Source organism: Psychrobacter sp. Ps1, from assembly GCF_022129425.1.
In the GTDB taxonomy this organism is placed as follows: Bacteria; Pseudomonadota; Gammaproteobacteria; order Pseudomonadales; family Moraxellaceae; genus Psychrobacter.
The window spans coordinates 124,202-151,196 of sequence record NZ_JADQAN010000007.1 but is presented as its reverse complement, the minus strand read 5'-3'; the positions used below and the strand labels follow the sequence as shown (position 1 = coordinate 151,196).

At 42.2% G+C, this 26,995-nt stretch carries 25 protein-coding genes; 8 read left to right on the top strand and 17 right to left on the bottom strand.

Translation table 11 applies throughout. The features are described 5' to 3' along the window. Positions 1 to 409 precede the first annotated feature (409 nt). Positions 410 to 1,324: a CDP-diacylglycerol--serine O-phosphatidyltransferase gene (gene pssA / locus I3249_RS05605; RefSeq protein ID WP_227511196.1), complete on the bottom strand. Its 915-nt coding sequence runs from the start codon at positions 1,322 to 1,324 to the stop codon at positions 410 to 412. A 26-nt stretch (positions 1,325 to 1,350) separates the two neighbouring features. Further along, positions 1,351 to 2,238, bottom strand: coding sequence for a 23S rRNA (adenine(2030)-N(6))-methyltransferase RlmJ (gene rlmJ, locus I3249_RS05600; protein ID WP_057758888.1), 888 nt, complete (start codon positions 2,236 to 2,238; stop codon positions 1,351 to 1,353). Between the two features lie 141 nt (positions 2,239 to 2,379). On the opposite strand from rlmJ, the gene I3249_RS05595 reads away from it, so the two are divergent. Further along, complete coding sequence (locus I3249_RS05595; RefSeq protein ID WP_238069011.1) at positions 2,380 to 3,135, top strand: 2OG-Fe(II) oxygenase; 756 nt, start codon at positions 2,380 to 2,382, stop codon at positions 3,133 to 3,135. Positions 3,136 to 3,197: 62 nt separating this feature from the next. Then, a complete protein-coding gene (gene dapE / locus I3249_RS05590) occupies positions 3,198 to 4,415 on the top strand; it encodes a succinyl-diaminopimelate desuccinylase (RefSeq protein WP_238069010.1) in 1,218 nt (405 codons plus the stop codon). Positions 4,416 to 4,557: 142 nt separating this feature from the next. Here dapE and I3249_RS05585 read toward each other — a convergent pair whose 3' ends face one another. The 6 genes from I3249_RS05585 to I3249_RS05560 form a co-directional block, all read right to left on the bottom strand. Beyond that, the gene (locus I3249_RS05585; protein WP_238069009.1) at positions 4,558 to 5,061 is read right to left on the bottom strand and encodes a GyrI-like domain-containing protein; all 504 of its coding nucleotides are present in this window, start codon (positions 5,059 to 5,061) and stop codon (positions 4,558 to 4,560) included. A 65-nt stretch (positions 5,062 to 5,126) separates the two neighbouring features. Further along, positions 5,127 to 5,336: a Fe-S cluster assembly protein IscX gene (gene iscX, locus I3249_RS05580; protein WP_021812734.1), complete on the bottom strand. Its 210-nt coding sequence runs from the start codon at positions 5,334 to 5,336 to the stop codon at positions 5,127 to 5,129. Positions 5,337 to 5,512: 176 nt separating this feature from the next. Beyond that, a complete protein-coding gene (locus I3249_RS05575) occupies positions 5,513 to 6,049 on the bottom strand; it encodes an acyl-CoA thioesterase (RefSeq protein ID WP_165596761.1) in 537 nt (178 codons plus the stop codon). A gap of 278 nt (positions 6,050 to 6,327) precedes the next feature. After that, positions 6,328 to 7,710 (bottom strand): NAD(P)(+) transhydrogenase (Re/Si-specific) subunit beta, encoded by a 1,383-nt coding sequence (locus I3249_RS05570; RefSeq protein WP_179799564.1) that lies wholly within the window; start codon positions 7,708 to 7,710, stop codon positions 6,328 to 6,330. A gap of 14 nt (positions 7,711 to 7,724) precedes the next feature. Beyond that, positions 7,725 to 8,063, bottom strand: coding sequence for a proton-translocating transhydrogenase family protein (locus I3249_RS05565; protein ID WP_197707696.1), 339 nt, complete (start codon positions 8,061 to 8,063; stop codon positions 7,725 to 7,727). A gap of 115 nt (positions 8,064 to 8,178) precedes the next feature. Further along, a complete protein-coding gene (locus I3249_RS05560) occupies positions 8,179 to 9,330 on the bottom strand; it encodes a Re/Si-specific NAD(P)(+) transhydrogenase subunit alpha (RefSeq protein ID WP_201580463.1) in 1,152 nt (383 codons plus the stop codon). Between the two features lie 497 nt (positions 9,331 to 9,827). Here I3249_RS05560 and yaaA point away from each other — a divergent pair, with 497 nt between their 5' ends. Next, positions 9,828 to 10,640, top strand: a complete 813-nt coding sequence (gene yaaA, locus I3249_RS05555) for a peroxide stress protein YaaA (RefSeq protein WP_238069008.1) — start codon at positions 9,828 to 9,830, stop codon at positions 10,638 to 10,640. Positions 10,641 to 10,734: 94 nt separating this feature from the next. On the opposite strand, the gene I3249_RS05550 is transcribed toward yaaA, so the two are convergent. From I3249_RS05550 to I3249_RS05535, 4 genes are all read right to left on the bottom strand, one after another. After that, positions 10,735 to 12,339 (bottom strand): glycoside hydrolase family 68 protein, encoded by a 1,605-nt coding sequence (locus I3249_RS05550; protein ID WP_238069007.1) that lies wholly within the window; start codon positions 12,337 to 12,339, stop codon positions 10,735 to 10,737. 490 nt (positions 12,340 to 12,829) lie between these two features. Further along, the gene (locus I3249_RS05545) at positions 12,830 to 13,498 is read right to left on the bottom strand and encodes a glutathione S-transferase family protein (RefSeq protein ID WP_269137217.1); all 669 of its coding nucleotides are present in this window, start codon (positions 13,496 to 13,498) and stop codon (positions 12,830 to 12,832) included. A 25-nt stretch (positions 13,499 to 13,523) separates the two neighbouring features. After that, on the bottom strand, positions 13,524 to 14,702 hold the full coding sequence (locus I3249_RS05540) for an aromatic amino acid transaminase (RefSeq protein WP_238069005.1): 1,179 nt from the start codon (positions 14,700 to 14,702) through the stop codon (positions 13,524 to 13,526). Positions 14,703 to 14,720: 18 nt separating this feature from the next. Next, positions 14,721 to 15,638, bottom strand: a complete 918-nt coding sequence (locus I3249_RS05535) for a DMT family transporter (RefSeq protein ID WP_238069003.1) — start codon at positions 15,636 to 15,638, stop codon at positions 14,721 to 14,723. Between the two features lie 147 nt (positions 15,639 to 15,785). Between I3249_RS05535 and I3249_RS05530 the strand changes: the two genes are divergently transcribed. Then, complete coding sequence (locus I3249_RS05530) at positions 15,786 to 16,241, top strand: Lrp/AsnC family transcriptional regulator (RefSeq protein WP_165598234.1); 456 nt, start codon at positions 15,786 to 15,788, stop codon at positions 16,239 to 16,241. A gap of 295 nt (positions 16,242 to 16,536) precedes the next feature. On the opposite strand, the gene I3249_RS05525 is transcribed toward I3249_RS05530, so the two are convergent. The 3 genes from I3249_RS05525 to groES form a co-directional block, all read right to left on the bottom strand. After that, positions 16,537 to 17,049 (bottom strand): hypothetical protein, encoded by a 513-nt coding sequence (locus tag I3249_RS05525; RefSeq protein ID WP_238069002.1) that lies wholly within the window; start codon positions 17,047 to 17,049, stop codon positions 16,537 to 16,539. Between the two features lie 387 nt (positions 17,050 to 17,436). Continuing rightward, a complete protein-coding gene (gene groL / locus I3249_RS05520) occupies positions 17,437 to 19,086 on the bottom strand; it encodes a chaperonin GroEL (protein WP_101204842.1) in 1,650 nt (549 codons plus the stop codon). 123 nt (positions 19,087 to 19,209) lie between these two features. Beyond that, positions 19,210 to 19,500, bottom strand: a complete 291-nt coding sequence (gene groES / locus I3249_RS05515) for a co-chaperone GroES (RefSeq protein WP_057758860.1) — start codon at positions 19,498 to 19,500, stop codon at positions 19,210 to 19,212. Positions 19,501 to 19,978: 478 nt separating this feature from the next. Between groES and I3249_RS05510 the strand changes: the two genes are divergently transcribed. After that, positions 19,979 to 20,758 carry a DUF3108 domain-containing protein gene (locus I3249_RS05510; protein WP_238069001.1) on the top strand — a complete coding sequence of 260 codons (780 nt, stop codon included), beginning with the start codon at positions 19,979 to 19,981 and terminating at the stop codon, positions 20,756 to 20,758. Between the two features lie 110 nt (positions 20,759 to 20,868). Here the strand turns inward: I3249_RS05510 and I3249_RS05505 are convergent, their stop codons facing one another. Together I3249_RS05505 and wrbA are read right to left on the bottom strand one after the other, a co-directional pair. Then, the gene (locus I3249_RS05505; RefSeq protein ID WP_238069000.1) at positions 20,869 to 21,318 is read right to left on the bottom strand and encodes a hypothetical protein; all 450 of its coding nucleotides are present in this window, start codon (positions 21,316 to 21,318) and stop codon (positions 20,869 to 20,871) included. A 154-nt stretch (positions 21,319 to 21,472) separates the two neighbouring features. Beyond that, a complete protein-coding gene (gene wrbA / locus I3249_RS05500) occupies positions 21,473 to 22,090 on the bottom strand; it encodes an NAD(P)H:quinone oxidoreductase (RefSeq protein WP_101204845.1) in 618 nt (205 codons plus the stop codon). Positions 22,091 to 22,346: 256 nt separating this feature from the next. Between wrbA and I3249_RS05495 the strand changes: the two genes are divergently transcribed. The 3 genes from I3249_RS05495 (at position 22,347) to I3249_RS05485 (ending at position 26,968) form a co-directional block, all read left to right on the top strand. Continuing rightward, complete coding sequence (locus I3249_RS05495; protein ID WP_238068999.1) at positions 22,347 to 23,930, top strand: YhjD/YihY/BrkB family envelope integrity protein; 1,584 nt, start codon at positions 22,347 to 22,349, stop codon at positions 23,928 to 23,930. After that, on the top strand, positions 23,923 to 25,539 hold the full coding sequence (locus I3249_RS05490; RefSeq protein WP_238068998.1) for a DUF2254 domain-containing protein: 1,617 nt from the start codon (positions 23,923 to 23,925) through the stop codon (positions 25,537 to 25,539). The genes I3249_RS05495 and I3249_RS05490 overlap by 8 nt, the downstream gene beginning before the upstream one ends. A gap of 154 nt (positions 25,540 to 25,693) precedes the next feature. Beyond that, positions 25,694 to 26,968, top strand: a complete 1,275-nt coding sequence (locus I3249_RS05485; protein ID WP_238068997.1) for a sodium:proton antiporter — start codon at positions 25,694 to 25,696, stop codon at positions 26,966 to 26,968. The last annotated feature ends 27 nt before the right edge of the window (positions 26,969 to 26,995 follow it).

The window sequence follows — 26,995 nt, the reverse complement described above, 5'->3', positions numbered from 1 at the left end:
AAGTTAACTGGGTTATCAGTGTGTAATCACACACTAGCTACTTCCAGCTCGTCTTGATGAGGTGCGTATTATAGACGCTATATTTATTTAGTCAAGAAGTATTTGCTATTTAATTTAAACAATTTGCATTGTTCAAATCAGTAACCCACTTCCCTTTCGACTGGGTGGCATTATACGGAATTTTAAATAGAAAACAAGGAAACTCTATAAATAATCTCAATTATTTTCTATAACTAATATAGTATCAACCTAACCCATTGTTATCGCTATCAAACTTCAAATACTGTCTTTTATATCTATAGATTTAGCTTTTTTATAGTGGCCGACATACTTCAGCAGTATATAGAGTACGTAAAAAAAGGAACTTACCTGACGGTAAGTTCCCTTATATAAAATCTAAATACAGTATCTAGCTTTTTACTTTCGTTTTAATCGTAGTCACGATACCTGATAACGCATAGATAATACCGATCGCTAAGATACCAACGGGAATATCATAGAGCACGATGCTCATGACTAACACCCCAATGATAAGCACTACAAAAGGCACTTTCTTTTTATCGAACTCTTTAAAGCTATAGTATTTAACATTGCTGACCATCAGTAGACCACAAGTCACTACCCAAGCTGCAAACAATAGCATGACAGCTGTATCGTATTGACCAATCCACTCATTATGATCGACTGCGACCATTACAGCGGACGTTACCAATATAGCAGCAAGCGGACTTGCCAAACCAACAAAATACTTTTTATCTACAATACCAACCTGAACGTTAAAACGTGCAAGGCGAAAAGCAGCACAAGCGGTAAAGACAAACGCACAGCCAATGCCGATACGACCCAAAGGCTCTAAAGCAAAGCTATAAATCAATATAGCAGGGGCAACACCAAACGCTAGCATATCTGCTAAAGAGTCGTATTGCTCACCAAATGGACTTTGCGCATTGAGCATACGTGCGACACGGCCATCTGCGCCATCAAGAATAGCGGATAAAAAGATAGCCAAAGCCGCTTTATAGAACTCGCCTTGGGTACTCGCCAAAATCGAGTAAAAGCCTGACAGTAGCGATAAGGTAGTGATCAGATTGGGTGCCAAATAAACACCGCGACTAACCACTCGCTTACCTTCGGCTACTTCAGCTTCAATCACCTCAAATGTCAAACCATCATAGCTGTCGTTATCCGCTAGGCGGATATTAAACTCGTGCTCATCAATAAACGGTGGCTGAGTCGCTGCATTATCTTGCAACGAGCCGTCATTTAAGGACGAATTATTCAAAGGTGCATTATTCGGCTGGCCTATAGGTGGCTGAGTCGTCATCTTAATATCCTTATTGGCCGTTATTGCTATTCGCCGACGAGCCAGCGCACATTGGTCGCACTATCAGGCGTCAAGTTTGGCGCGTCTTCTACTTTCAGTACTGGCTGTAAGAAACGTAATATCTCACGTGCATGGTTATCAAACTGCCATGGCGGATTGATAACCAGTAGACCTGTACCGTTCAGACCAACCGCAACATCATTAGGATAAATGTTTAGCTCACAAACCAGCTGACGTCTCATTTCAGTACGTTTGAGCTTTTTATAGAAGAGCTCTACAGCTTCGATGTTTTTGATTGGGAACCAAAGCGCATAAGTGCCCTGTGGCCATTTGTTATAAGCCGCGACTAATAAGTCGATCAGGCGCGTAAAATCTTTGTGCTCTTGCTCATAAGGAGGATCAAGGAAAATCAAACCGCGCTTTTCTTTTGGTGGAATAACAGCGGTAATACCTTCAAAAGCATCACGATGCTGGATACCAATTGGCAACTTATGTAGCTGATAGTTCAACGCATCGTATTCAGTCGCTTTGGCTTCAAAAGCCTCAGCACGCACGCCAGCATCAGGCTTTTTAGCGGCGGTTTTTTCAACGTGATGGGCCACCCACCATGGCGAACCAGGATAGACTTTATTGTCGTAAGTGAATTTGGCTTGCTTAATGCCTTCCATATAATCTTTGACAGCAGCTGGGGCTTTTTCGGTATCTGCTTTTAGAAAAGCTTGAATACCGCCTTTGGCCTCACCTGTTTTACGCGCTTCTTCACTGCTTAGTGAATACAGTCCACGACCGCCATAAGCGTCAAGCACATAAAAAGGTTTGTTTTTCTGCCCCAGTTGATTAAGCAGTTGTACCAATAAAATGTGTTTAACCACATCAGCAAAGTTACCAGCGTGGTAGGCGTGTTTATAGTTCATAATCTCAAAAGTTTAAATAAGAAAAATTGCATCTATGGTAGCATAGGCAGAGTAAAAGATAATGTGGTTTTAGTAAGTGCTTTCAATAAAAACGTATTGAATGACGGTATATTGACAGCTGATTGATAATAATGAGATGAAATGACGCAGATTATTAGCAACCTTAACAAGACAGCGTTGGTCGTTGATCATCCGATAGGTCAGGATAATCCACCATTACTGCTGCCAGATACTCGTAATGATAGCCAAGAAATTCCTACTCAGCATGTATTGCAAATGTCTGACTTTGCGGTGGACTGGGAAGATAAGCTGACGGATAAACAGCTTGATACCTTTGTCACTGATGGCTGGCTCATTATTGATAACGTATTCAATAGTACTGCCTTATTAGCACTACAATCAGAAAGCGGTTTTATTGACTATCGTGATGCAGAGCTGACCGCGGGTGTTCGCATCAGTGATATACGCGGTGATAGAATACGCTGGATTACTGAAGACTTTTTTGCAGGCTACTATTATCTGCAAAGTATTAATGCGCTGGCCTCGCTATTCAATCGTAGTTTATTCGCTGGTATTCGCCATAGTGAAGCGCATTATGCGTGCTATCCGACTGGTTTTGGCTATCAATGGCACAGTGACAATCCTGCTGAACGTGATGAACGTGTTATTTCGGCAGTGTTTTATCTCAATGATAATTGGGAAGCAACCGATGGCGGAGCACTAGAGGTCGTGGATAAACATGGTGTCCATCATGAAGTGATGCCAGTTGCCAATAGACTGATTATTTTCGATAGCGATTTACGTCATCAAGTACAAACTGCGCATCGCCAACGCTACTCTATCGCTACTTGGATGCGCCGTGACGGTCTTGTACCCTTTGTCGAAGTAGCCGTTTAGCATTTAACCTCTACTGTTTATTTATATTTACCATTTCAATTTATTATACAAAAGGCTTATTCATGTCTGACTCCCATAACCGATCAAGCGCTTCGCAACAAACGACTCATCAGCAAGAAACCTTAGATTTAAGTATTGCACTGTTAGAGCGCCCTTCAGTGACGCCCGATGACGATGGTTGCCAAGATATGTTGTCAGCACGGTTAGAACAAGCAGGCTTTGATTGCGAATTTATGTATTTTGGTGATAGAAAACAAAGCGGTGAACATGCCGAAGTCAAAAACTTGTGGGCACGCCGCGGTACTAGCGATCCAGTGATTTGTTTTGCTGGACATACTGATGTCGTACCAACAGGTGACGAAAAAAACTGGACCTACCCTCCGTTTACTCCAACTATCGCTGATGGGTATTTATGGGCACGCGGTGCCGCCGATATGAAAACGGGTATCGCAGCTTTTACTGTTGCAGCCGAACGTTTCGTCGCCAATCATCCTGAGCACAACGGATCGATTGCTTTTTTAATCACCTCAGATGAAGAAGGCCCGTCAATAAATGGTACGGTCAAAGTAATCGAGACTTTAGAAGCTCGCCAAGAAAAGATCACTTACTGTCTCGTTGGTGAGCCATCAAGTACCGATACGTTAGGTGATATTATCAAAAACGGTCGTCGTGGCTCGCTAGGTGCAGAGCTTACCGTTACAGGTAAACAAGGCCATGTCGCCTATCCACATCTAGCATCTAATCCAATTCATGCGGCGATGTCTGCCCTTGCTGAACTGACGTCTACCGCATGGGACAACGGCAATGACTACTTCCCAGCCACCTCATTGCAAATATCAAACATCAACGGCGGCACTGGCGCAACCAATGTCATTCCTGAAACGCTAAACGTGGTCTTTAACTTCCGTTTTTCGACAGAAACTACTGAAGATGAACTAAAGGCAAAGACGCATGCTATCTTTGATAAGCACTTTGCCAACAGTAAAGCAAGCTACGATATTCATTGGAAGTTATCTGGTCAGCCGTTTTTGACCCCTGAAGGAAAACTGGTCTCGGCATGTCAAAATGCCATCAAAAAAGTGACCGATGTCGATACCACCCTATCGACTTCTGGTGGTACCTCCGATGGACGCTTTATCGCGCCAACTGGTGCCCAAGTGGTCGAACTGGGTGTGCGTAATGCAACGATTCATCAAGTTGATGAAAAAGTAGAAGTCGATGACCTAGGAAAGCTTGCCCAGATTTACGAAGGCATTTTGGAAAATTTGTTGCTAGATTGAATGTAGTATTAATTGCATCTGTCTAACTGATTACATATGCTCAAAGAAAAAGCGCTACCTAGTTTAGGTTAGCGCTTTTTTTGTCATTGTTTTTGTCGATAACGGCTTGAGCGGCTCAAATTATTTAAACCAATTACTAGCTTTACTCAATACCAATATAAACATCAACTTGACCGTACTCTAAATTGCCACCGATATAATGCTCGAAGTCTACGTTGAACGTTCGAGTATGCTCACAATCGGGCGCATTGAAATATTCCCAAGCACTTTCCCATGCATTCATCACAGTGTTAGGCATGTAACCTTCTTCAGAAAACACCAAGTACTTTCCTGCAGGAATATCAACCGTCACTACATTACTAGCATTGGCCACATTGTCGCTTTCTGACTGAGCATCTTGCTCGCTGGCTACTTTCCAACTGGCCACAACGTCAAACGCCCCTGCCAGATCATCGCTTTCGTAGTTGTGATAGACACCATAAATGTCTTCACCCTCAGGGAGTTCACCCGCGTAATTTTGATAAAACTTCTGCCATAATCTACCAAGTTTGGCAGTGTCATGGCTTATCTCAGCGTTATTAGTGGTACGAACACTGATACCACGACAAGCTATCGCTTCTGGTAGCTCTTTAATTTGTGATGTCATGATGCGGCCTTTTCTATCTGTTTATTTAGTTTTCTGTTTGTAGCAATGCTGGCAGACCGAATCGATTAATCTGCTTCATCAATCCAATTCATTTGAATGGCTTCTAAGATGCCTTCATTTGATTTTTGTGGATCATCATCAAAGCCTTCAAGCTCAGTTACCCAGCGATGCAAATCAGTAAAGCGAATGTACTGTGGATCTGTTTCTGGAAACTTCTCGTAAAGCTCAATCGCGATATCTAAGCTGTCTGTCCATTTTAATTTTTGTGGGGTCATAACGGTACCTTATTTTTAGTCGTTTTGAGAATCATCGTCTTAAAAGTAATGCCATCGTCCTAATACTGACGACTTGATGGGCTCTATCCTACCAAAATTCAGCAAATGATTATAGCCAAGTTATTTTACGATGCTGTTTTTCAATACTGGGTTTCAATAATGGTTTGCGATATGGCTTAGACTGATTTAGTCGATTTTACCGCGACTTGGTGCTCATTCCATGTGTTAATCGTATCTGTCAATTGCTCGCCCATCATGTCTAATACTTCTGGTGTGCGCATACCTTTACTATCTGTAAAAACAAACTTGGTCATCCCAACGCCCATCAGCTGATTTTTAACAAAGAACCGATGCTCAAAATACACATACTTATGATCCCATCCTGCAACTGCACTGCTAAGCGTCATTTTATCCAAAAATTTAATTTGCTTAAGATAAATCATCTCTTGCATGGCAATCACCCAATTGAGCGGCTTAATGCCTTTTTGGTGACAGCACGCCTTTACCCAGCGCGTGACGTTGAGCTCAATAAATGATAAATAACGGTAATTGGGTAAATGATCGCGAAACCCCATATCGTGTGGCAAAATTCGATAATGACGTACAGTCGGTGCAGTCAATGTCTCTAGATTGATAGTTTCGCTCGTCGATTGATGCTTGAGCTGTTGTTTAAGCAAGCTAACCATAATAAAAAAACGCAGTAGCATATTCATAATATTTTTCTCTTATTTCATCGTATTTATAATTGGTAATCGTATATCGTTAAAGCAGTTCAAATTGGCTAAAAAGTTAATTAAGCGCAAACCGTATACTGAGTACATAAGGCTCAATTGATATTGTTATCATTAAAAACTGACCGTAACTGGAAAAACCTCAGTCTATAGTCGGCTCATAAATGCCGCCCACTTTAACGCAAAAAAAGCCACCTCAGTGACTTTCTTTATCTAAAACTTATCTGTGCATGATGATGGTTAAAAACATAGCTTAGAGATTAATGACCGCCGCCATTGATAGTACGTACCATCTCTTCTACCATTTTCTTGGCATCGCCAAAGATCATCATCGTTTTGTCCATGTAGAACAAGCTGTTATCCAGACCTGCATAACCAGTACTCATTGAACGCTTGATGACCATGACCGTCTGGGCTTTACTGACTTCTAGAATCGGCATGCCAAAGATTGGCGAGGTAGGATCATCTTTCGCAGATGGGTTCACAACGTCGTTTGCACCGATAACCAAGACCACATCTGTACTTGCGAAATCTGAGTTAATCTCGTCCATTTCTAAAATATCATCATAAGGTACATCAGCTTCAGCCAATAGGACGTTCATGTGACCTGGCATACGACCAGCAACGGGATGGATAGCAAAGCGAACGTTAACACCTTCTTCTTTTAACAACTCATATAGCTCTTTTACTGCATTCTGTGCGCGGCCTTGTGCCATACCATAACCTGGTACAATGACCACACTGCTAGCATTAGACATGAGAAATCCTGCGTCTTCTGCTGAGCCTGCTTTGTAGTTCTTCGGTGCTCCATCATCGCCGCCTGCTGCCACCGCTGATGTGCCCATGCCACCAAACAAGACATTAAGTAGTGAGCGGTTCATGGCTTTACACATGATGTAAGACAAGATCGCACCTGATGAACCGACCAGCGAACCTGCGATAATCAGCATCGAGTTGCCAAGGGTAAAACCAATACCTGCTGCTGCCCAACCTGAGAATGAGTTCAGTAGCGATACAACCACCGGCATATCACCGCCACCGATTGGCGCAATCCACATCCAGCCAAAGATAACGGCAATCACTGCCATCGCATAAAATGCTGGTAATGAATCAGTGACGAAATAGACGCCACCGAACCCAATCATCGCAATAAATAGTAGCGCTTGAACCGGTTTTACCCAGCCGCCGACCAGTGTCTTCGCCCAGCTTTTCGCTGCTAATTTACCAAAGGCAAAGACCGAGGCTGAGAACGTAATCGCACCGATGAAGCAACCGATAAATAGCTCTATGCGAGCAACGGCACCATGCTGCTGTTCAGTGTGTAATACCGTCGCAAGTGCAATCGCAACCGCTGCCAAACCGACGAATGAATGCATTAAAGCAACCGTTTCTGGCATTTGAGTCATCGCGACTGTTTTCGCTTTCCACATACCAACGAGGGCACCCAACACCATCGCACCGATAATCAACCAAAGCACAGGGCCTTCTGCTAAAAAGAAGGTAGTCACAACGGCAATTGCCATCGCTGCCATACCAAAACGGTTACCGCGAATCGCTGTCTTTGGGCTAGACAAACCACGCAAAGTTAAAACAAAGAGGATAGCGCCGACCAGATAGAACCAATCTGCATTTGCCGCAATCATTGCTGAGAAATCGTTCATGCGTCACCTCCGGCATCAGTGGTTGCTACTGGTGCTTTTTTTACTTTCGGTTTAAACATCGCAAGCATACGCTCAGTCACAGCAAAGCCACCGAAAATATTGATACTGGCTAAAAATACCGCAAAGGCACCAAGCAAACTGGTCGGTGTAAACATTGAACCATCAATCGTGACGGTCTGTAGCATCGCACCCACGATGACGATACTTGATAAGGCATTGGTTACCGCCATCAATGGCGTATGTAATGCAGGCGTAACGCCCCAAACCACGTAGTATCCGACAAAAATAGCGAGCACAAATACAGTGAAAATCGCTACAAATGGTGTGCTACTCATGGCCGCACCGGCTGGCGCTGCAGCTAAAATAGTGGCAATCATCTAATCCTCCTAAAAATTTATTCATTACTGGCAAATGTGTAGTGACGAAATATGTGGTAATAGACTGTTCAAACTAGCGTTTGGCCAGTCGTACCTGACTGTCATGTGTCACTGCCAGTGCGCCCTGAATCTCGTCTTCCATGTCTAAGTTAAGTGCCAAGCTAGCCGATGCATCATCGCCAGTAGGTGCAATCAATGTCGTAATAAAGTTAACAAGGTTATTGGCATACAAATCTGACGACTGTGCGGCGAGCATAGATGGGATATTGGCGGCACCAACGATACGTACGCCGTTGTCTGTGGTGATGGTTTCGTTAGGCACGCTGCCTTCGACATTACCACCGGTACCAGCCGCCATATCGATCAGTACAGAACCTGCCTTCATTTTGGCAAGCGTTGCGCCATGTACCAAACGCGGTGCGTTACGACCAGGAATCTGCGCCGTGGTAATAACGATGTCAGCATTACTGAGCGCTTTATCTACGACAGCTGCTTGATCTTTGACATATTGCTCTGATGGCGTCCATGCATAACCACCGGTAGACTTAGCTGTTTCAGCCTCCTCTGCACTCATCGGCACATCAAGCCATTTACCACCGAGTGATTCCACTTGCTCGCGAGCGGTCGGACGTAAGTCACTGGCTTCTACCACTGCACCCAAACGCTTGGCTGTCGCAATCGCTTGTAGACCTGCAACACCAACACCTAGGATAACGACCTTAGCTGGCTTAACCGTACCTGCTGAAGTCATAAACATTGGGAAAGGACGTGAATACTCATTGGCCGCGAGCAATACGGCTTTATAACCAGCAAGGTTGGCTTGTGACGACAATACGTCCATATTCTGTGCGCGTGACAGTGTACGAGGCAATAATTCCATCGCAAAGACTGTCGCGCCTTTGGCTGCATAAGTGTCAAGCTGAGTGTTGCGATACGGGTCAAGCATGCCAATGACGATCTGACCAGATGATAAGCTTTCAGTGGCTTCCGCTGGTAGGTCATTGACGGTGGTAATAATCTTGGACTGGGTAATCACCTCGGTGCGACTACTGGCAATGTCGGCACCCGCAGCCTGATACAACTCATCAGCATAGTATGCTGCTTGGCCTGCACCTGACTGAATGACGACTTCAAACCCAAGTTTACGCAATTTTTTGACTGCGTCTGGGGTTATGGCTACACGGCTCTCGCTCGTGATATCTGCACTGATTACACCGATTTTCATACCGTCTCCTTACTTACGTCCAATGACTATATTTACGTCTCACGACTACCTTTAATACCCTCAACGCACATCTAAAAAGCACAGGGGACAAAACCCTTTGATCATGATTAATCCATTACAGCAACCAAAGGTTATCAATTTAATAAATGATAGCTACTTTACCATCATGCCTTTTTATTATAGAGATATCGTTCGTCAAGTTTCATTGTCTAATGATGACCCACAAGTAAAATAAAAATTTAGGTATTTACACCATTGGCATACTTTTTGTTGGTATATTAAAGCCTTTTATTTTTCCGAAAAACGCTTAGCCCTTATAGATACAGGCCTAACTCTATTTATTTCCTAATGTTAAATCCGTTCTTTTATTAAACAAATAACGTCAATAAACATAAAATAAGCAAGGTTAAGTCAAGTTCCACCCATGCATACCGTATAATAAGAATACTTGACACTCGAAAAAACTCGTCATCGATTCATTATAATAAGGAATAACTATGTATTTTTTGCTCTCCCCTGCAAAATCCCTGAACGAAACAGACGCTATACCACTAAATTTAGGCAATTATTATAGTCAGCCCGAGCTAATCGAACGCTCACAAGAATTGATGAAAGTACTGAAGTTAAAAGAGCCTGTTGACCTACAAGAATTGATGAGTATATCTGACGATTTGGCTCAGCTTAATGCCACGCGCAATCAACAATGGCATTGGAGCGAAGAGCAGCCATTTACTAACGATGCTTCTGATAATGCCGCTAAGCCTGCAGGTTATTTGTTCGATGGTGATGTCTATACTGGACTTGATATGTATCATATGGACAAAGATACCGCTACTTATATCAATGAGAACTTAGGCATTTTGTCTGGGCTGTATGGAATACTCAAGCCGCTCGATCTGATCCAACCATATCGCTTAGAGATGGGTACCAAGCTGGAAAATGAGCGCGGTGACAATCTTTATGAATTTTGGGGTGAGGAAGTTACTAACGTTATCAATGCGCGTATGGCTGACAGCGATGACAAAACATTGGTTAATTTAGCTTCCAATGAATACTTTAAGGCGGTAAAGAAAAAAGCACTAAAGGCAGAGATTATCACGCCAAGATTTGAAGACGAGAAAAATGGTCAATATAAAGTAATTAGCTTTTATGCCAAAAAAGCCCGTGGACTGATGGTGAAATATGCTGCTGATAATAAGCTGACCAATTCTGAGCAGCTAAAGCAGTTTGACTTGGCAGGATATTACTATTGTGAAGACGCGTCTGATAATAAGACGTGGACGTTTAGACGAGATGCGGCGGATCAGTAGCTTGAGATAATACGAGTCAAAATTATAAAAAACCCATCATAAGCCGAAACTTATCATGGGTTTTTTATTCTCCAACCACTAAATTTTTTAGGTCCTATACTCTAAAACGCAACTTATCCCTTGAAACATCAAGTACTACTGTTTCAGTGTAAACATTATACGTATGGAGACGATCAATATCAGTCTCCCAATCAGGTTCAATATAACGTACAAAGGTTTCCCTATAAGACGTCGGTGTTAGCTCTTCTACTAGGTATAAAGCAATCCTACGCCCGTATCTAATAGTTCCATCTTGAGCAGTACGAAATAACTGACCATTTTTTCGAAATAGTGCGCCCGCTAGTCGTGAGCCACGCACATCAATCTTGAATGGTGCACAAGGATGAATGACCCAGTTATCTGATTCTAAGCTGTCAGAAGTATAGATATGCAGCTCTAAATCTATTGTCATATTTGACACTGAACCATGCGTTGTAAAAAGATACCACAATCCATTGTGCTCTATGACTGCACTATCTGCTGCCTGAATGCCCGAAACTAACTCATTAACTTTTTTCCACTTTCGGGGAAAATCTACTGCCTTCAATAAGTTGATACAATGAGTATCTGCAGCTTCTGGAATCATATATACCGCACCCTTATGCTCAAACACATTGGGAAAGCTTAAGTGCGTGCTAATACCTAAATCTGCGGGGCCAGTGTCAATAATTTGACGGTTTTTATTTAGTTCTATCCACTCTATTCGACCAATATTCTCTTTATAGTTCAGACTCTCAAAAAATATGTAACGTCTTGAGTCGTGTTCAATATAAAAAGGATCAGCCCAAAAGCAGCCTTTCGCAGGCGGTATTTCTGTATATGTATGTATTGGTTGATCAACAGATCCAATAAAGAGGCTCCACTGATTGAGATAAAAACTCTTATAAAAAGTTTTGACAGTATAATATTTTAAGAATCTAGGTAAGTGTTTGATGGTCATTGATAAGTCAGGTTTGTGATGAACCGTGTGTTCGTCAGTTGTCTTAATAGACTTTCCGGTATTAACTCCAACTCTATTCCTGTGGAAGTACCAATATAATATCGATGCTGCTATCCCATTTGACTTACGCTTAGTTAAGTTATAATCCCAGTAAAATAGCGTGCCATAACCTTCCCCTACTACTTTATCTACATTAAGATGTTCATTTAATAATTGCAAAGTAACGACACTACTTTCCCATTGTTCAGCAAACTGCCAATATAACGTAGGCTTATCATGTTGTATCGCATTATTGCCATAATGAAAAAAAAGCACACCGTTTTTTGTAATACTTAAAATTTTTCCTGTCAGCGCTCTGAAACCAATATTAAGCAGGTAATCTAAATCCGCAGCTTCGATTTTCTCAATCACTGAATCTTCAATTTCTTCAGTGTACTCACCCTGCTTCGGTATAGACATGATAGTAGGCATTGAGCCATTTTTTGATAAGTCGTGGATAGAATAATGCTTAGCATTACTCTTAGTTCGAGAAAGAGAAGAGAATATTTTTTGATTAATTAGGGGAATAGACTTTAGTACACTGCGTTTTTGTTTTATATTTCGTTGAATAGCGATACAAACCTCGACAACTCCTTCATCCACCAATGACTTAAGTGGTTCAAAGTTGTGCCACGCCAAGGTCTTATCTTCTACAAGGATTCCAAGCCTAATCTTCTTCATTGTGATCACATTTAATGGCACACGATATTTTGCGCATTCTGACCCGCAACACGTGTCCAAACTCCTTTTAAGTAAAGTGTCATTCCATTGTATATTCAAATAATAACATATATAGTAATACATGTTAAAAGAAACTCACCATTAAAATTAGACGCAAAAAAAGCCCTGCTATCTTTCGATAAAGAGCTTTTAGTAGTCAAATAGGTTTTATGAAAAAATCATACTTTTAGCGAAACGCGATTCATCGAGAAAGGTGAGAAAATGGTCAATATAAAGTGAAAGGCTGAACAGCTAAAGCAGTTTAATTTGGCGGGATATTATTATAAAGCAGCCTCTGATGACAAGACATAGACGTTTAGAAGAGATGCGGCGGATCAGTAGCTTGATATAAAAACTATATTTACTACAATCGCTAGAAGTCACTAGAAGCATTGTATTCAGTGCTTCTAGTCCAGTCATTTAATATCTTTTAGTTGAACATATGAACAGATTATAACAACCCTTCTTGTGTCATCATTTCTTGTATCGAGGCACGGTTTAGCATGGCTTGATAGTGTGCGTTTAGGTGTGTCCAATCCTGTGCTCGACTCGCATATCGCTGACTCCAGTGAGCGATCATAAATAAATGAAAATCAGCCCCACTTAATTTATTGCCCAACAACCATGGACCATTACTCGCCAATCCCTTTTCAACAATATCCCAACAGTGGGTTAACACATCATTCGCTTTATCTTCCACTTGCTGCAAATTGTGCTCGCCGCTGATGTACTGCTCGGGATGTGCCCAGCGATTAGCGGCTTCTTGTAGTGTAGAAGACATCCAAAACAAATACTGGTAATAGACACCGCGCCTAGGAGATCCTGTGTCAGGTGCTAGCCCAGACTCTGGGTGCTGATCTAACACATACATTAAAATTGCCGCAGACTCATAAATAACCTGTCCCTGATGCACCAACGTAGGTACTTTGCCATTTGGATTAATGGCTAGATACTCAGCTGATTTTTGCATGTTTTTAGACAGGTCTATTTCTATCATTTCATAAGACGCGTCTAACTCCTCAAAGACAGCATGGGTAGCCATATTAGCGCCACCCTTATCCCAATATAAAGTATAAATATTCGTGTCCTTCTTGCTGTAGCAATTGATGGATAAAACCATTGTACTGAGCGATAGAAATTATTCTCTAACGTGAAATAATCGACATGATAGCGTCAGCCAGTTGAGGGATTTCCGTCATTTTCAAACCGGCAATATTGATTCTACCATTTGGCATACCGTAGATAGCGAACTCATCTTGCAATATGAGCATTTGATTTTCTGTTAGCGATAATAGAGAAAACATACCTTTTTGTTGCGAAATGTCCAAAAACTCTGCAGGTGCACCCCTATCTTTTAATGCTGCGCCTAATGCTTGTCGAATAGTATCCACCCTATCACGGTAGCCTGCTAGTTCGTCTAGCCATGCGTTTGGTTTGTCTAGCAAATAAGAAGCCACTGCAGCACCGTGATTGGGCGGCATGGAGTAATTGGCGCGTGTGATGGTTTCTAAAAGTGTCTGTATATCTGCATGGCGCTCATGGTTCGTCGTCATTACCGTGGCAATACCCGTACGCTCGTTGTATAGACCCATATTTTTTGAACAGCTGGCGGCAATAAATGCAAAGTCAGCGTCTTCAATGATTAGACGAAGCCCTGCAGCATCGGTATCAGGATCATCTCCAAAACCTTGATACGCCATATCAATAAACGGGACAATATTTTTCTGTTTACATTTATCAGAAAACAGTTGCCACTGCTCTAGAGAAGGGTCTATACCGGTAGGGTTGTGGCAGCACGCATGTAATAACAACACGTCTCCTTCTTTTGCTTTTTCTAACGCAGCAAAACACGCATCAATATCTAACTGTCCATTTTTATTTTGCCATGGATATGTATTAACCGTTAACCCAGCACCTTCCATCAGCGGACGATGATTGATATAGCCAGGATTACTGATCCAAACGGTTGAATCTGGAGAGAGCGTGGCGATCAAATCAGCAATGAGTCGTAATGCACCTGATGCCCCAACCGTCTGAATCGTGCACTGGTCTTTTAGACTTGGACTGTCACCCAGTACAAATTTTGCCATTTGCTGGTTAAAATTAGCGTTACCCGATAACATGCCATAAGCTTTTGAATGAGCTTCATGAGCAAGATGTATCTCTGCGTCTTGCACGGTTTTCATCACAGGCGTATTGCCATGCTTGTCTCGATAGACACCAACCAATAGATCTCTTTTATGTTTGCGTTGGTCAGCACGAAACCTACCTAACAATGCCCACAGTAGATCACCATTGATGATAGGCATATTGTTTAACATCATGATACTTCCTTAATTAATTTATTGCGCTCGATTGGACAAGATGACGCCAATGGTACTGAGTACGATGCCACATATCATAATGACTGATAGAGACTCATTGAGTATCAGCGTAGCCAGTATAGCGGTTAATCCTGGTGACAAAGAGCCAAGTAATAAAGTACGAATGGAGCCTAGCTGTTTGACAGCATAAGAAAACGCAATGGTTGATACCACCCCTACACCAAGTCCTTGTACTAGGATAAACGGAAGCGCTTCATCAAAAGATACAGAACCTATATTTGTCTCTACGATACCAGACAGAACCATCACTAATGTCAGAAAAAACGAGGTATAAGAGAGCACGATAGCGATCGCTATTGGACTCAACTTGGTGCTTTTTAACCCTAAGGTATAACCTGCCCAAATCAGGCTTGCCATCAACAGTAACCCCACGCCATACAGAAGACTATTGGGTATTGACTGTGCACGCCCGCCAATCATAGTAGCGATACCAAAGAGAATAAGGATCAATGCGGCAAATTTCTTCAATGATATTCGTTGACGATAAAAAATAAAAGACAATATTGCGGCAAAGAAGACTGGCGTACCTGTCAAAATAGTACCAACATAAGCTGCTGGTACCGTACTTGCACCAAAAGCGGCCAATAAAAGAAAAGGCACGCCGCCAAGTAAAACGAACATGATGTCTGGCAGTCTGATATTTTTGACTTCATGCCAACTAGAGAGTACCCAAGGAGTCAATAAGACCAGCGGTACACTGAAGCGAATGAGCATGACATCCGCAATACTTAGCGACGATGCTCCAACCGCTCGTACAGTCAACGCAAATCCTGACCAAATCAACAATACGACGCTCATTGCTACATAGCCTTTGGTTAGTGGCGACATTACAAAAAAAGGATTTTTGCGCGATGAGGAATGGAATATCGTATTCATAGTCGTGTCTTATGCTGCTATATAAAGACCAATTATCGATTAAAATACGCGCTTTTATCTCTATTTATTCATTGCAATTTTGCAAATATTTGGTGGATAATGCTAACTAAATAAAAATTATTGGCTTAAAAAGCCAAAAGGTAAATTATGGACAAAATCGATCGCCATATCTTGGAAGTGCTCCAAAAAGAAGCGCGCTTATCTACGGCGGAATTGTCCGAACGTATAGGGCTGTCACCGTCTCCTTGCGCGCGACGCCTAAAGCGTTTGGAAGACGAAGGCTATATAGAGAACTATCAAGCGAACGTAAACAAAGCCAAAGCAGGTATTGCGATGAGTTTCTTTGTGGAGGTCAGTCTCAACAGCCACCAAGAAAAATCTATCGCAGCCTTCGAACGCGCTCTGTCCAACATGGACGAAGTGATTAATGGACATGTGGTATCGGGTTCTTATGATTATTTATTAGAAGTGGTGAGCCCCAATCTCGATGGTTATGAGCGGTTCACACGTAAGCTACATAAGCTTGCTAGCGTAAAAGATATACACACTCATTTATCGGTGAGAAAGGTAATCAATAAGACAACTTTACCTATTTTTGTTTGAGATTTTTTTATACCGACTAGCAGTACAATGTCTCGCTCGATCATTCGTGAGTAGCAAGACCTATAATAAGTTTATTTGGATTTGACAGAATATTGCTATTACAAAGAAACATCTTTTGATCAGACGTGGATTTTTAGAAGGAATGCGACAGATGCGTAATCATTAGCTAAAATAGACTAAAATTTTATAACAAAACCCTAGTAAGCTCAGCTCGCTAGGGTTTTGTTATATGGGTTAAAACTAGAGGTTTATTTGTATAGATAATTTGTGCTCATGAGAGAGGTTCTTTATCTAATTATTTTTTTGAACAAGTAAATATTACGCCCTCAGTATCCTCTTTCAAAATCATACTTGATTGTGACAAAGATATAATTGAGGAAGATGCACTTATATTTTTCGGGAACATATCAGTCATATTGAATGACTGGTCCATGTATGGATGACTTATATTAGTCAACTTAATATCTTCTAATATTTCAACTAATTTTTTATTGTTTATCTCCCAAGTGCCTGTACCGAAATAATCGTATTCAAGCGTAATTTTTTCTTTAGGATAATCTATTATCATCGTACCAAATGTATTACTTCGTTTATTAGTGAAATACGAAGCTTTTCCTTTCATAGTAACAGTTGCATCTTCAACTTCCATTTCGACAGGATTGCAGTTCCAAGTACCAACTAACTTAGAGCTATACATCTGATCAATACTCGCGAGATCGTTCATTTTACTATTTTGAGCAATACTAGAACTGTATGGAACGAACATGACACTAAGCGAAACAAGAGCGGTGAATAATACTTTCTTCATTAACTTTCCAAAAATATAAATAAGATTACAATCTTATGTGTAAGTTTAACAACTGTTTTGTTTCTACATTATGGCTGTTAATTTTAAGAGTTTCAAACCAATGATCAATATTTATCTTTCAACCCTAAAAAATCACGATAAGCTCAGCCTATAAGGGTTTTTCTATATGAATCCACTACCCTATTAGACTAGACACAAAAAAGCCCTGCTATCTTTCGATAACAGAGCTTTTAATAGTCAAATAGATTTTATGACAAAATCATACTTCTAGCGAAAAGCGATTTATGAGTTGACTAAAGCCGTACGACTAGGCAACCAAGTGAAGATTGTACTGATAGTACATCGAGCGAGGTTAACAACGTCGTACAAATTTAGTCGAGGCATAAATTACATCATGCCGCCCATTCCACCCATACCGCCCATTCCAGCACCGCCGCCCATAGCAGCCATACCGTCATCACCTTGCGGTAAATCAGTGATCATAACTTCAGTCGTTAGCATTAGGCCTGCAACAGATGCAGCGTTTTCTAGTGCTGAACGAGCAACCTTAGCTGGATCAAGGATACCCATCTCTAGCATATCACCATATTCGCCAGTCGCTGCGTTGTAACCGTAGTTACCACTGCCACTCTTCACTTCGTTGACCACAACTGAAGCTTCTTCGCCAGCGTTGGTTACGATTTGACGTAGTGGTGCTTCCATCGCGCGACGTAGGATGTTCATACCAGCGTTTTGATCATCGTTGTCACCGCGTAGTTCAGACAATGCATTCATCGCACGAACTAAGGCAACACCGCCGCCAGGTACAACGCCTTCTTCAACCGCTGCACGAGTTGCATGTAGCGCATCGTCAACACGGTCTTTCTTCTCTTTCATTTCAGTTTCAGTTGCTGCGCCGACTTTGATTACTGCTACGCCACCTGCTAATTTAGCAACACGCTCTTGTAGCTTTTCTTTATCATAGTCAGAAGTAGACTCTTCGATTTGACGGTTGATAGACTCAACACGGTTTTCGATGTCAGCTTTGTTGCCAGCGCCATCAACGATAACGGTGTTTTCTTTACCGACAGTCACTTTCTTAGCAGTACCAAGTTGCTCTAGGGTAGCAGTCTCTAAGCTTAGGCCAATCTCTTCAGAGATTACAGTACCGCCAGTTAGCGTTGCGATGTCTTCTAGCATTGCTTTACGACGATCGCCAAAACCTGGTGCTTTAACGGCACAAGTTTTCAAGCCGCCACGCATGTTGTTCACAACTAGTGTTGCTAGTGCTTCGTTTTCTACATCTTCAGCGATGATTAGCAACGGCTTGCTCTGCTGCATTACTTGCTCAAGTAATGGCACGATCTCACGGATGTTGCTGATTTTTTTGTCAACTAGCAAGATATATGGGTTTTCAAATTCAGCAGTTAGGCTGTCTTGCTTGTTAGCGAAGTATGGGCTGATATAACCACGGTCAAACTGCATACCTTCTACAACTTCTAGGGTATCTTCGAAGCTTGAACCTTCTTCAACAGTGATAACGCCTTGCTTGCCTACTTTTTCCATCGCTTGCGAGATCAGCTCACCGATTTTGGTGTCTGAGTTTGCAGAGATAGAACCAACTTGAGCGATTGCTTTGTGATCGTCAGCTGGCGTTGATAGTTTATGGATTTCTTTAACTGCTTCACGTACCGCTTTGTCGATACCGCGCTTAAGATCCATTGGGTTCATGCCTGCAGCAACTGACTTCATGCCTTCTTGTAGGATTGACTGAGCCAATACAGTCGCAGTTGTTGTACCATCACCAGCGACATCATTAGTGCGACTAGCCACTTCACGTACCAACTGTGCACCCATGTTTTCAAATTTGTTTTCAAGCTCGATTTCTTTGGCAACCGATACACCATCTTTAGTGATGGTAGGTGCGCCAAATGATTTGTCGATAACAACGTTACGACCTTTAGGGCCTAATGTTACACGTACTGCGTTTGCTAGAACGTTTACGCCGTCCATCATTTGTTTACGGGCATCAATGCCGAATTTTACGTCTTTTGCCATGTTAAATTACTCCACTATTATAAGTATGAGAATACAATTGATTGATTTGATAATTGCTTATCAAAAGCGATTATCAGAAACTGCTATCGAAATGTGCTGAGTATAAAATAATACTCAAAAGGACTAGCCTTCTAGCACACCCAATACATCAGACTCTTTCATAATCAATAGTTCTTCACCGTCAACCTTTACGGTTTGACCGGCATATTGACCGAACAAAACTTTGTCGCCAGCTTTTACATCTAACGCACGAGTTTCACCGTTATCACGAACTTGACCATTACCAACTGCAAGCACTTCACCTTGTGAAGGTTTCTCTTGTGCTGAACCAGGAAGCAAGATACCACCAGCTGTCTTTGTTTCTTCTTCTATGCGGCGGACGACAATACGGTCATGTAAAGGACGAATGTTCATCGATATGACTCCAAAAGTTGGTTAATAAAATTAAGGGTTTATTTGAATTAATGGTCTCAATACCAGTATCTATAGGGAACACTGTCAAAAACAACGCTTTATAGATAAGCCTTGAGCTTGTAACAAAAAGTGGGGGCAAGGTGAGTTCGGTTCAAGTGTAAAGCCCAAAAATTTACAAGATTATTTTGCAAAAATTGATCAATCAACATTTCATACCGATGCTTTACGTTTAATAAAGCCGCTATGCTAGTTAGATAAAGGACAAGAAGTAGGAATATTTAGAAATATTAGCGAGCTGAATTTATATTTTGACCAATGCCAAATTAGCTATAGAAACATTTGCTACAAGCACTACACGAAGCGGTATGACATCACGCTTGAAAATGTAACAGCGTATGACCATTATAGGTCTGGTAAACATAATAAGAACGAACGAAAAAAGTTGCTATATCGGCAATAAATTAATGAAGGGGTATCTATGAGTTTTTCATCAATGCACAAAAAGTCATCAAGCGGCACTGTTGATAATGCTAATAACGCAAAACGCAGTCCATCTAAATTTTTATCTGCCTTAGTGACAGGCATCAGTATCTCTACCGTTGGAGCTTTGAGTATGACCGCACCTACCCTTGCCAGCGCAAAAACTGTCCAACCATCAACTGCCGATTATAGTTTTACTGTTGAGGACAAATACAAAGGCACAGCAACTCGTACGCTAAGCAGATCTGGTAATACGTGGAAATATAACGTTAAGGCTCGCGTCGCTGGTGTGGCTAGTGCCTCGCAAAACAGCACTTTTACGCTTAATGGCAACAATGTCAGTCCCACGCAGGCAAGCACTACGTACAAACTACTTGGCATGGGTCGCACGCATAAACTAGACTTCAACCCAAGCAGCAAAAAAGTCACGAGTAACTATAAAGGCAAGTCGACGACAATGAACATGTCGCAACAAGCCTTTGATGATTTGAGCCTTGAGGTACAGATTCGTCAGGATTTATTAAACGGTAAGTTCTCTGGTAATTACTACATGGCAAAAAAAGACAAAATCGAGAAGACGCCATTTAAAAAATCAGGCAGCACTAAAATTACCGTACCAGCGGGTACCTTTGATACGGTACGTGTTGATCGCATTCACGATGACGATAGCCGCTCTACCAGTTTTTGGTTAGCCCCAAGCTTGGACTATATGCCAGTTAAAGTTAGCCAAATTAACGATGGTAAGAAGATGGATTTAGAATTGACCAAGATTAACTAATCTACTTATTTTTAACGTTATAAACAAAAAAGCGGCGCCCCAGATGGAGTGCCGCTTTTTTATGGCTTTAGATTAATGGATATAATTTATTAGGCTTTAGATAACTTCAATTATTGACGAGGTTTCTTCACAACATTGTTCATCGAAGGCAGGCGTTTGAGTAAAATAAATAGCCAAACATTGATAGCAAGCAATAGTAAGAAATCCGCTAAATACACAGCGATTTCTGCCCAACTACTACCATATATACGAGTAAACAGCACCACGCCACTCGCACCCAAATATACCAAGGTAAACATACTACTTATCAACAATGCATAAGGGGAGCGACCGCGCAATATCCATGGCGTCAGAATCAATGCTGGCACTAGCCATAACGCCTGCCAAGCAATACCGCCAACGATATCAGGGCTACTAGGGTTGAAGATACTAATAAAGATAGGCAATCCGAGCAGTCTATAAACGAGCCAAATTAACCACGTAACCTTTAAGCGCTGTGCAATAGGTGCGATAGGCTTAACCGTTTTAAGAGGCTTTGTATTAGAGCGGGTTGTGGCCATTAGATATTTTGATTTCCTAAATGAATAATATACTGCTGAATGTGAATAAGTAGAGCTTGATTATAACCACTTGCTTATAATCAAGTGATTATAGACATTCAATCATAGATTTTGAGACTTAGACGATTCTAGACAGCAGGTTTATAAAAGTTGCTTATCGGTTCCAATTAGCCTGTGCTAATGCAGCTGCCGTAATCGCTAAACGGCGACCCTGCGCAATACCCAAATCTCGCTCGTCAGCAGATATTGGCTGATCATGCGATGCACCGCTGACATGGCTGGCACCATAAGGCGTACCGCCGCGATGAGTACGGTTCAACGCTGGCTCTGCATAGGGCACACCTACGATGACCATACCGTGATGCATCAGCGGCAACATCATCGTCAACAGTGTCGTTTCTTGGCCACCATGCATGGAACCTGTCGCCGTAAATACTGAGGCTGGTTTGTTTTGTAGGTTCCCTGCCAGCCATAAGGTCACGGTATTATCCCAAAAATACTTCATAGGTGCGGCCATATTACCAAAGTGGGTTGGGCTACCAAGCGCAAGACCACTACAGTCTTTTAGATCATCCATCGTACAGTACAAGTCACCCTCATCAGGTATCGCAGGCTTACTTGACGTGGTTTCAGGTGCCACTGTCGGTACCGTACGGATACGCGCGGTCATTCCAGCATCCTCAATACCTTGAGCGATAGCATATGCTAATGTCTTAGTCGTACCGTAATTAGAATAATAAAGCACCAAAACATAAGGGTCGGTCTGACTCATTAGCAAAGCTTCCTTATAAAATCGTTAGCCATACTGGCCACCAAAAATGCGGCGAAATATATGACTAACTGGCATTGTAGAATATGTGCACATTATGCCCGAGTCATTCACTGTCATGCAAATAACCATGATTGATAACCTGATTTATATTGTATCTGATGTGCTACGCAGTGCATTTTGACACAATTAAACCGCAGATGATAACCGTTCATCTTTGTTACACTATTGTCACTCTTACTTTTGCTTAATGGTCGACATGGAAAAATTATCTCAAAAACTCCCGTTTTTACAGCAGCGCTGGTTTCAGTTTTTACGGTTTTTGACTCGGCATTTTTTTGAAGATAATTGCCAGCAAAAGGCGGCTTCACTGACGTACACCACTATGCTGTCGATTGTGCCTGTATTGACGGTATTACTGATGATTTTGTCATCCGTACCAGCACTCGCATCGGTTAGAGCGCAGATTTATGATGTCATTTATAGCAATTTGTTGCCGCAATCGAGCATGCAAGTTAGTGAGTACATTAATAGCTTTGCCGAAAAGTCATCTAACCTAACCATTATCGGTGCCATGATTTTATTCTTTACGACTATTATGACATTGACCACTATCGAGCGCGCGTTTAACCAGATTTGGCGAGTAGAAGATCGCTCTGGTGGCATCAAAAGCATGCTGCGTTATTGGACTATAGTTACGTTGGGACCGTTAGTATTGGGCACCGCTTTTATCGCTTCAAGTACTGTACAGAGTCTGAGCTTTCTTAATCGTCAAATTGCAGGCTACGGTATCGACTGGAGCTTTTGGGTACAAATGGCATCGATTGGTATTACGATGGCGGGCTTTATCGGTATGTACTGGTTTATTCCAAAGGCGCGCGTACCAACAAAGAACGCAGCCATCGCTGGCGTGTTTGTGGCTATTGTCTTTGAATTAATGAAGCATCTGTTTGGTACAGTGATGGCTAACTTTACCAGCTACGAAGCGATTTATGGCGCTTTTGCCGCATTGCCTATCTTTCTACTATGGATTTATCTGTCGTGGAATTTGATTTTATTAGGCGTTGAAATCAGCTATACCTTGACCATTTTTGAGACAGAAGAAGTTTACCCTCGTCACCCGTTACTCAGCTTGTTAGATATGTTGAACTTGGTTTATACCCACCACTTAAAAGGTGAAGCCGTTAGCGAACAAGCGCTGCGCAATGTCTTAGGTCGCAAAGAGCTGCCGAAATGGTATACCTATATCAACTACCTACAAGACAGCAATCTGATTACCATGACAGATGATGATGACTATGTGCTCAAAAGAGACCTGAGTAGGATGACGTTATGGGACTTTTATCGTACCTTGCCCTATCCACTTCCTATCAAGGACGAGTTGGATGAGATGAAATTGGAAGGTCAAAAACCTTGGCTAAGTTTATTGGTCAAACGTTTTGAGAATACTGAAGCGTACGCCAAACAGCAACTGCATCTGCCGCTAAATGCTATCTTTGCCAATAGTGAGCCTCGTAAACAATCTAATAGTAAGCATGGCGATGACCGTAAATTATTTAGAAAAACCTCTGCCGCCACTGAAAACGTACAACGACATGATAATCTAGATAGACATAATGAGAGTGCTTACAACGGTAATGGTCCACATCTAGAAGCCTCACCGCATCTAGAACCGATGGCTTACGACAAAGACAGCCCTATTGAATATGACGATCACGACAATGAAGCCATCATACCTCTAGGGACCAGTGATAGTCATGCTGAAACAGATATGACCAAACGTGCGCATAAAAACGCTATTATTACAGAAGCAGATAACCCTAAGGCTCATTACAGTGAATAAAAATGATGGAGACAGTGTCTGGACACGTACGATCAACGCAGGTCAAAACAGGCTTAAGCAGTTCACTAAGTTGTGGTCGATACAAACGCTGACCGACTTGCCTGATCGCTTAAATAATTTGTGGCAGTGGCTGATTGGCTCTTATTGGTTTATCCCAACCGCTTGTGTCATCGTGGGTATTTTGCTTGCTCCTTTGCTAGTCGCGATTGACCAAAACTTTGATCGTGAAACGGTAAAAGAGATCTCTTTTGCCTTTACTGGTGATGACGAGGCGGCGCGCGCGATTATGACCGCCATTGCTGGGGCGGTATTGGGCGTAGCCGGTACGACGTTTTCGATTACAATCGCCGTCCTGTCGATGGCATCCTCACAGTTTGGTCCAAGACTGCTACGTAACTTTTTGACCGACACTCCAAATCAGTTTGTCCTTGGCGCTTTTATCGGCACATTTAGCTATAGCTTACTGGTACTAAAGTCTATCCATAAGTCTGACGTGGCTTTTGGTGTGCCGCAATTGGCAGTAACTTTTGCCATTATCATGGCAATTATCTGTGCGCTGCTCTTGGTTTATTTTGTACAGCATATGGTGCATGCCATTCAAGCGTCACACGTCATTCAAAATGCTAGCAACGATGCGATTGCAAACATTTACTATTGGTATAACGATCGTTGTGATATCCAACATCAACGCGATGCTGAGCACCATGATATCGAGCAGTTCCAAAACTGGCCTGCTATGCCGATTTATTCACCAAATTCAGGTTATCTACAGCAGATTTATCTTGAGTCATTGATTGCGCTGTCACAAGATTATGGTGGAGTGGTACAGATGCATGTCAACCTCGGTAATTACGTCACTGACAAAAACGTCATTGGTTACTTTTATCAGCGACCTGCATCTCATCCAAATAATCGCCAAAGGACAGCAACACCGCATCTGGCAGTAATACCGAGAGCGCCTGATGGACTGTTTTGGCAACGTCTTGCAGGTTGCCTGCGGCTTGAGCAACGATTGGCGCACTCTAACGACATCGCCTATAGCTTAGGTCAAATGACGGAAATTGCTGTACGCGCATTATCCCCTGGTATCAACGATCCAAAGACTGCGGTCAATTGCGTCCAGTCTCTAACCAGCTGCCTGAGTATCATGATGCGTCGTCAGCCACCGAGCCCTTATCATTTTCACATACCACAATCAGACACTAACGATAGCTCTAAAACTACTATCAAACAGAATCGAGTGGCCATATTGGCACTAGTCACTCATATCCCAAAGATTTCTGATTTTATCAATGTATCACTCGGTGAGATACGTCGTTATGCAGCTGCTGACCTAATGGTCTTAAAAGCATTGTGTCAGGCAATGGTCAATTTGAACTATGCACGGGTAAACAGCGCACAGCAGCAAACGCTATTACATGAATTGCATCTAATTCAGCGAGCTGGTGAAGAGAATTTAAATTATCAAGAACTGGTCGATGACTTGGTCGCTATGTGCGAACAAGCCAAGCAATTTATCCTTGATAACGATGCGCAGCACAAGCATTTTAATTATGTTAGTGAGTTTGAAGCGGATATTCGTCAAGCGTTACAGACACAGTCTAGTTAATGATATAACCAATGAACTGTTTAGATAGATGGCGGTATCAGCCCTTATAAGCACTTTACTTATAATCACAAAACCGATAGCTAAAAACACTTATAACGTCCCTATAAGCCCTGCGCTTTGGATACTTTTTATATTTATATGAGACCTACTTTTTATGGCATCTGCAACCAGCCTCACCATCCTAGAAATCAGCGCCATATTTTTGTCGATTACCGCTTCATTAACTTATATTAATCACCGTTTTATTGGTCTGCCGACCACTATCGGTGTCATGGTCATCTCTATCTTACTGTCAATCGGTGCGATATTTTTAGGCTTCTTAGGGTTTGATCAGCTGATTGATTACGAAGTCAGTTTATTGGAGCAACTTGATTTTACTGAAGTACTCTTAGACGGTATGCTATCAATGTTGCTATTCGCAGGCGCATTACACGTCAATATTGGTGATTTAAGACGCTACAAGCTACCTATAGGCATCCTTGCCGGACTTGGTACGATCATATCTGCGATGCTCATTGCGACCGCGATTTACTTTATGTTGCCGCTCTTCGGTTTTGGCCTACCGTTTCTCTGGTGTCTGTTGTTTGGTGCGCTTATCTCCCCTACCGATCCTATTGCCGTCATGGGTATCCTGTCGTCAGCAGGCGCTCCAAAGAGCATTGAGACTGTGATCGCTGGCGAGTCATTATTCAACGATGGTATCGGCGTGGTTATTTTTGTCTTATTACTAGGGATTTTATCTAGCGGTGATATTCCTACTGCCAACTATGTCGCACATACATTAGCGGTTGAAGCTGGTGGCGGCGTTGTATTCGGACTGGTACTTGGTGCGATTTTGTATTACTTACTCAAAAGCATTGATAGCTATCAAGAAGAAGTGCTATTAACATTAGCAGGCGTCATCGGTGGCTATGCGCTGGCCAGTCATTGGCACTTATCAGGGCCACTCGCCATGGTGATGATGGGTCTGATGGTCGGTAATCGTGGTCGCGAGCTAGCCATGAGTGATAAGACACGGCACTATATTGATTTGTTCTGGGAATTGATTGATGAGATTTTAAACGCCATTTTGTTTGTACTCATCGGTCTAGAAGTGGTGATGATTGCTTATTCAGGCAATTTATTTATCGCGAGCGGTTTGACGATTTTGATTGCGCTGATTGCTCGATTTATCGTGGTAGGTATGACGACAAAAACCTTTCATCGTCAGCTTGATTTGCCTACGGGCGCGTGGAAAGTTCTGACGTGGGGCGGCTTACGCGGTGGTATCTCAGTCGCGCTAGTATTGCAGCTACCAATTGGGGCTGAGCGAGAGATTTTATTGGCACTCACTTATGCGGTCGTGATCTTTTCTATCTTGGTACAAGGTCTAAGCGTCGGTAAAGTCGCTAAAAGCATTCGTACGGATGAAAACACAGTAGACGTATAGACTAAAAATATAGCAGGCACAAAAAAT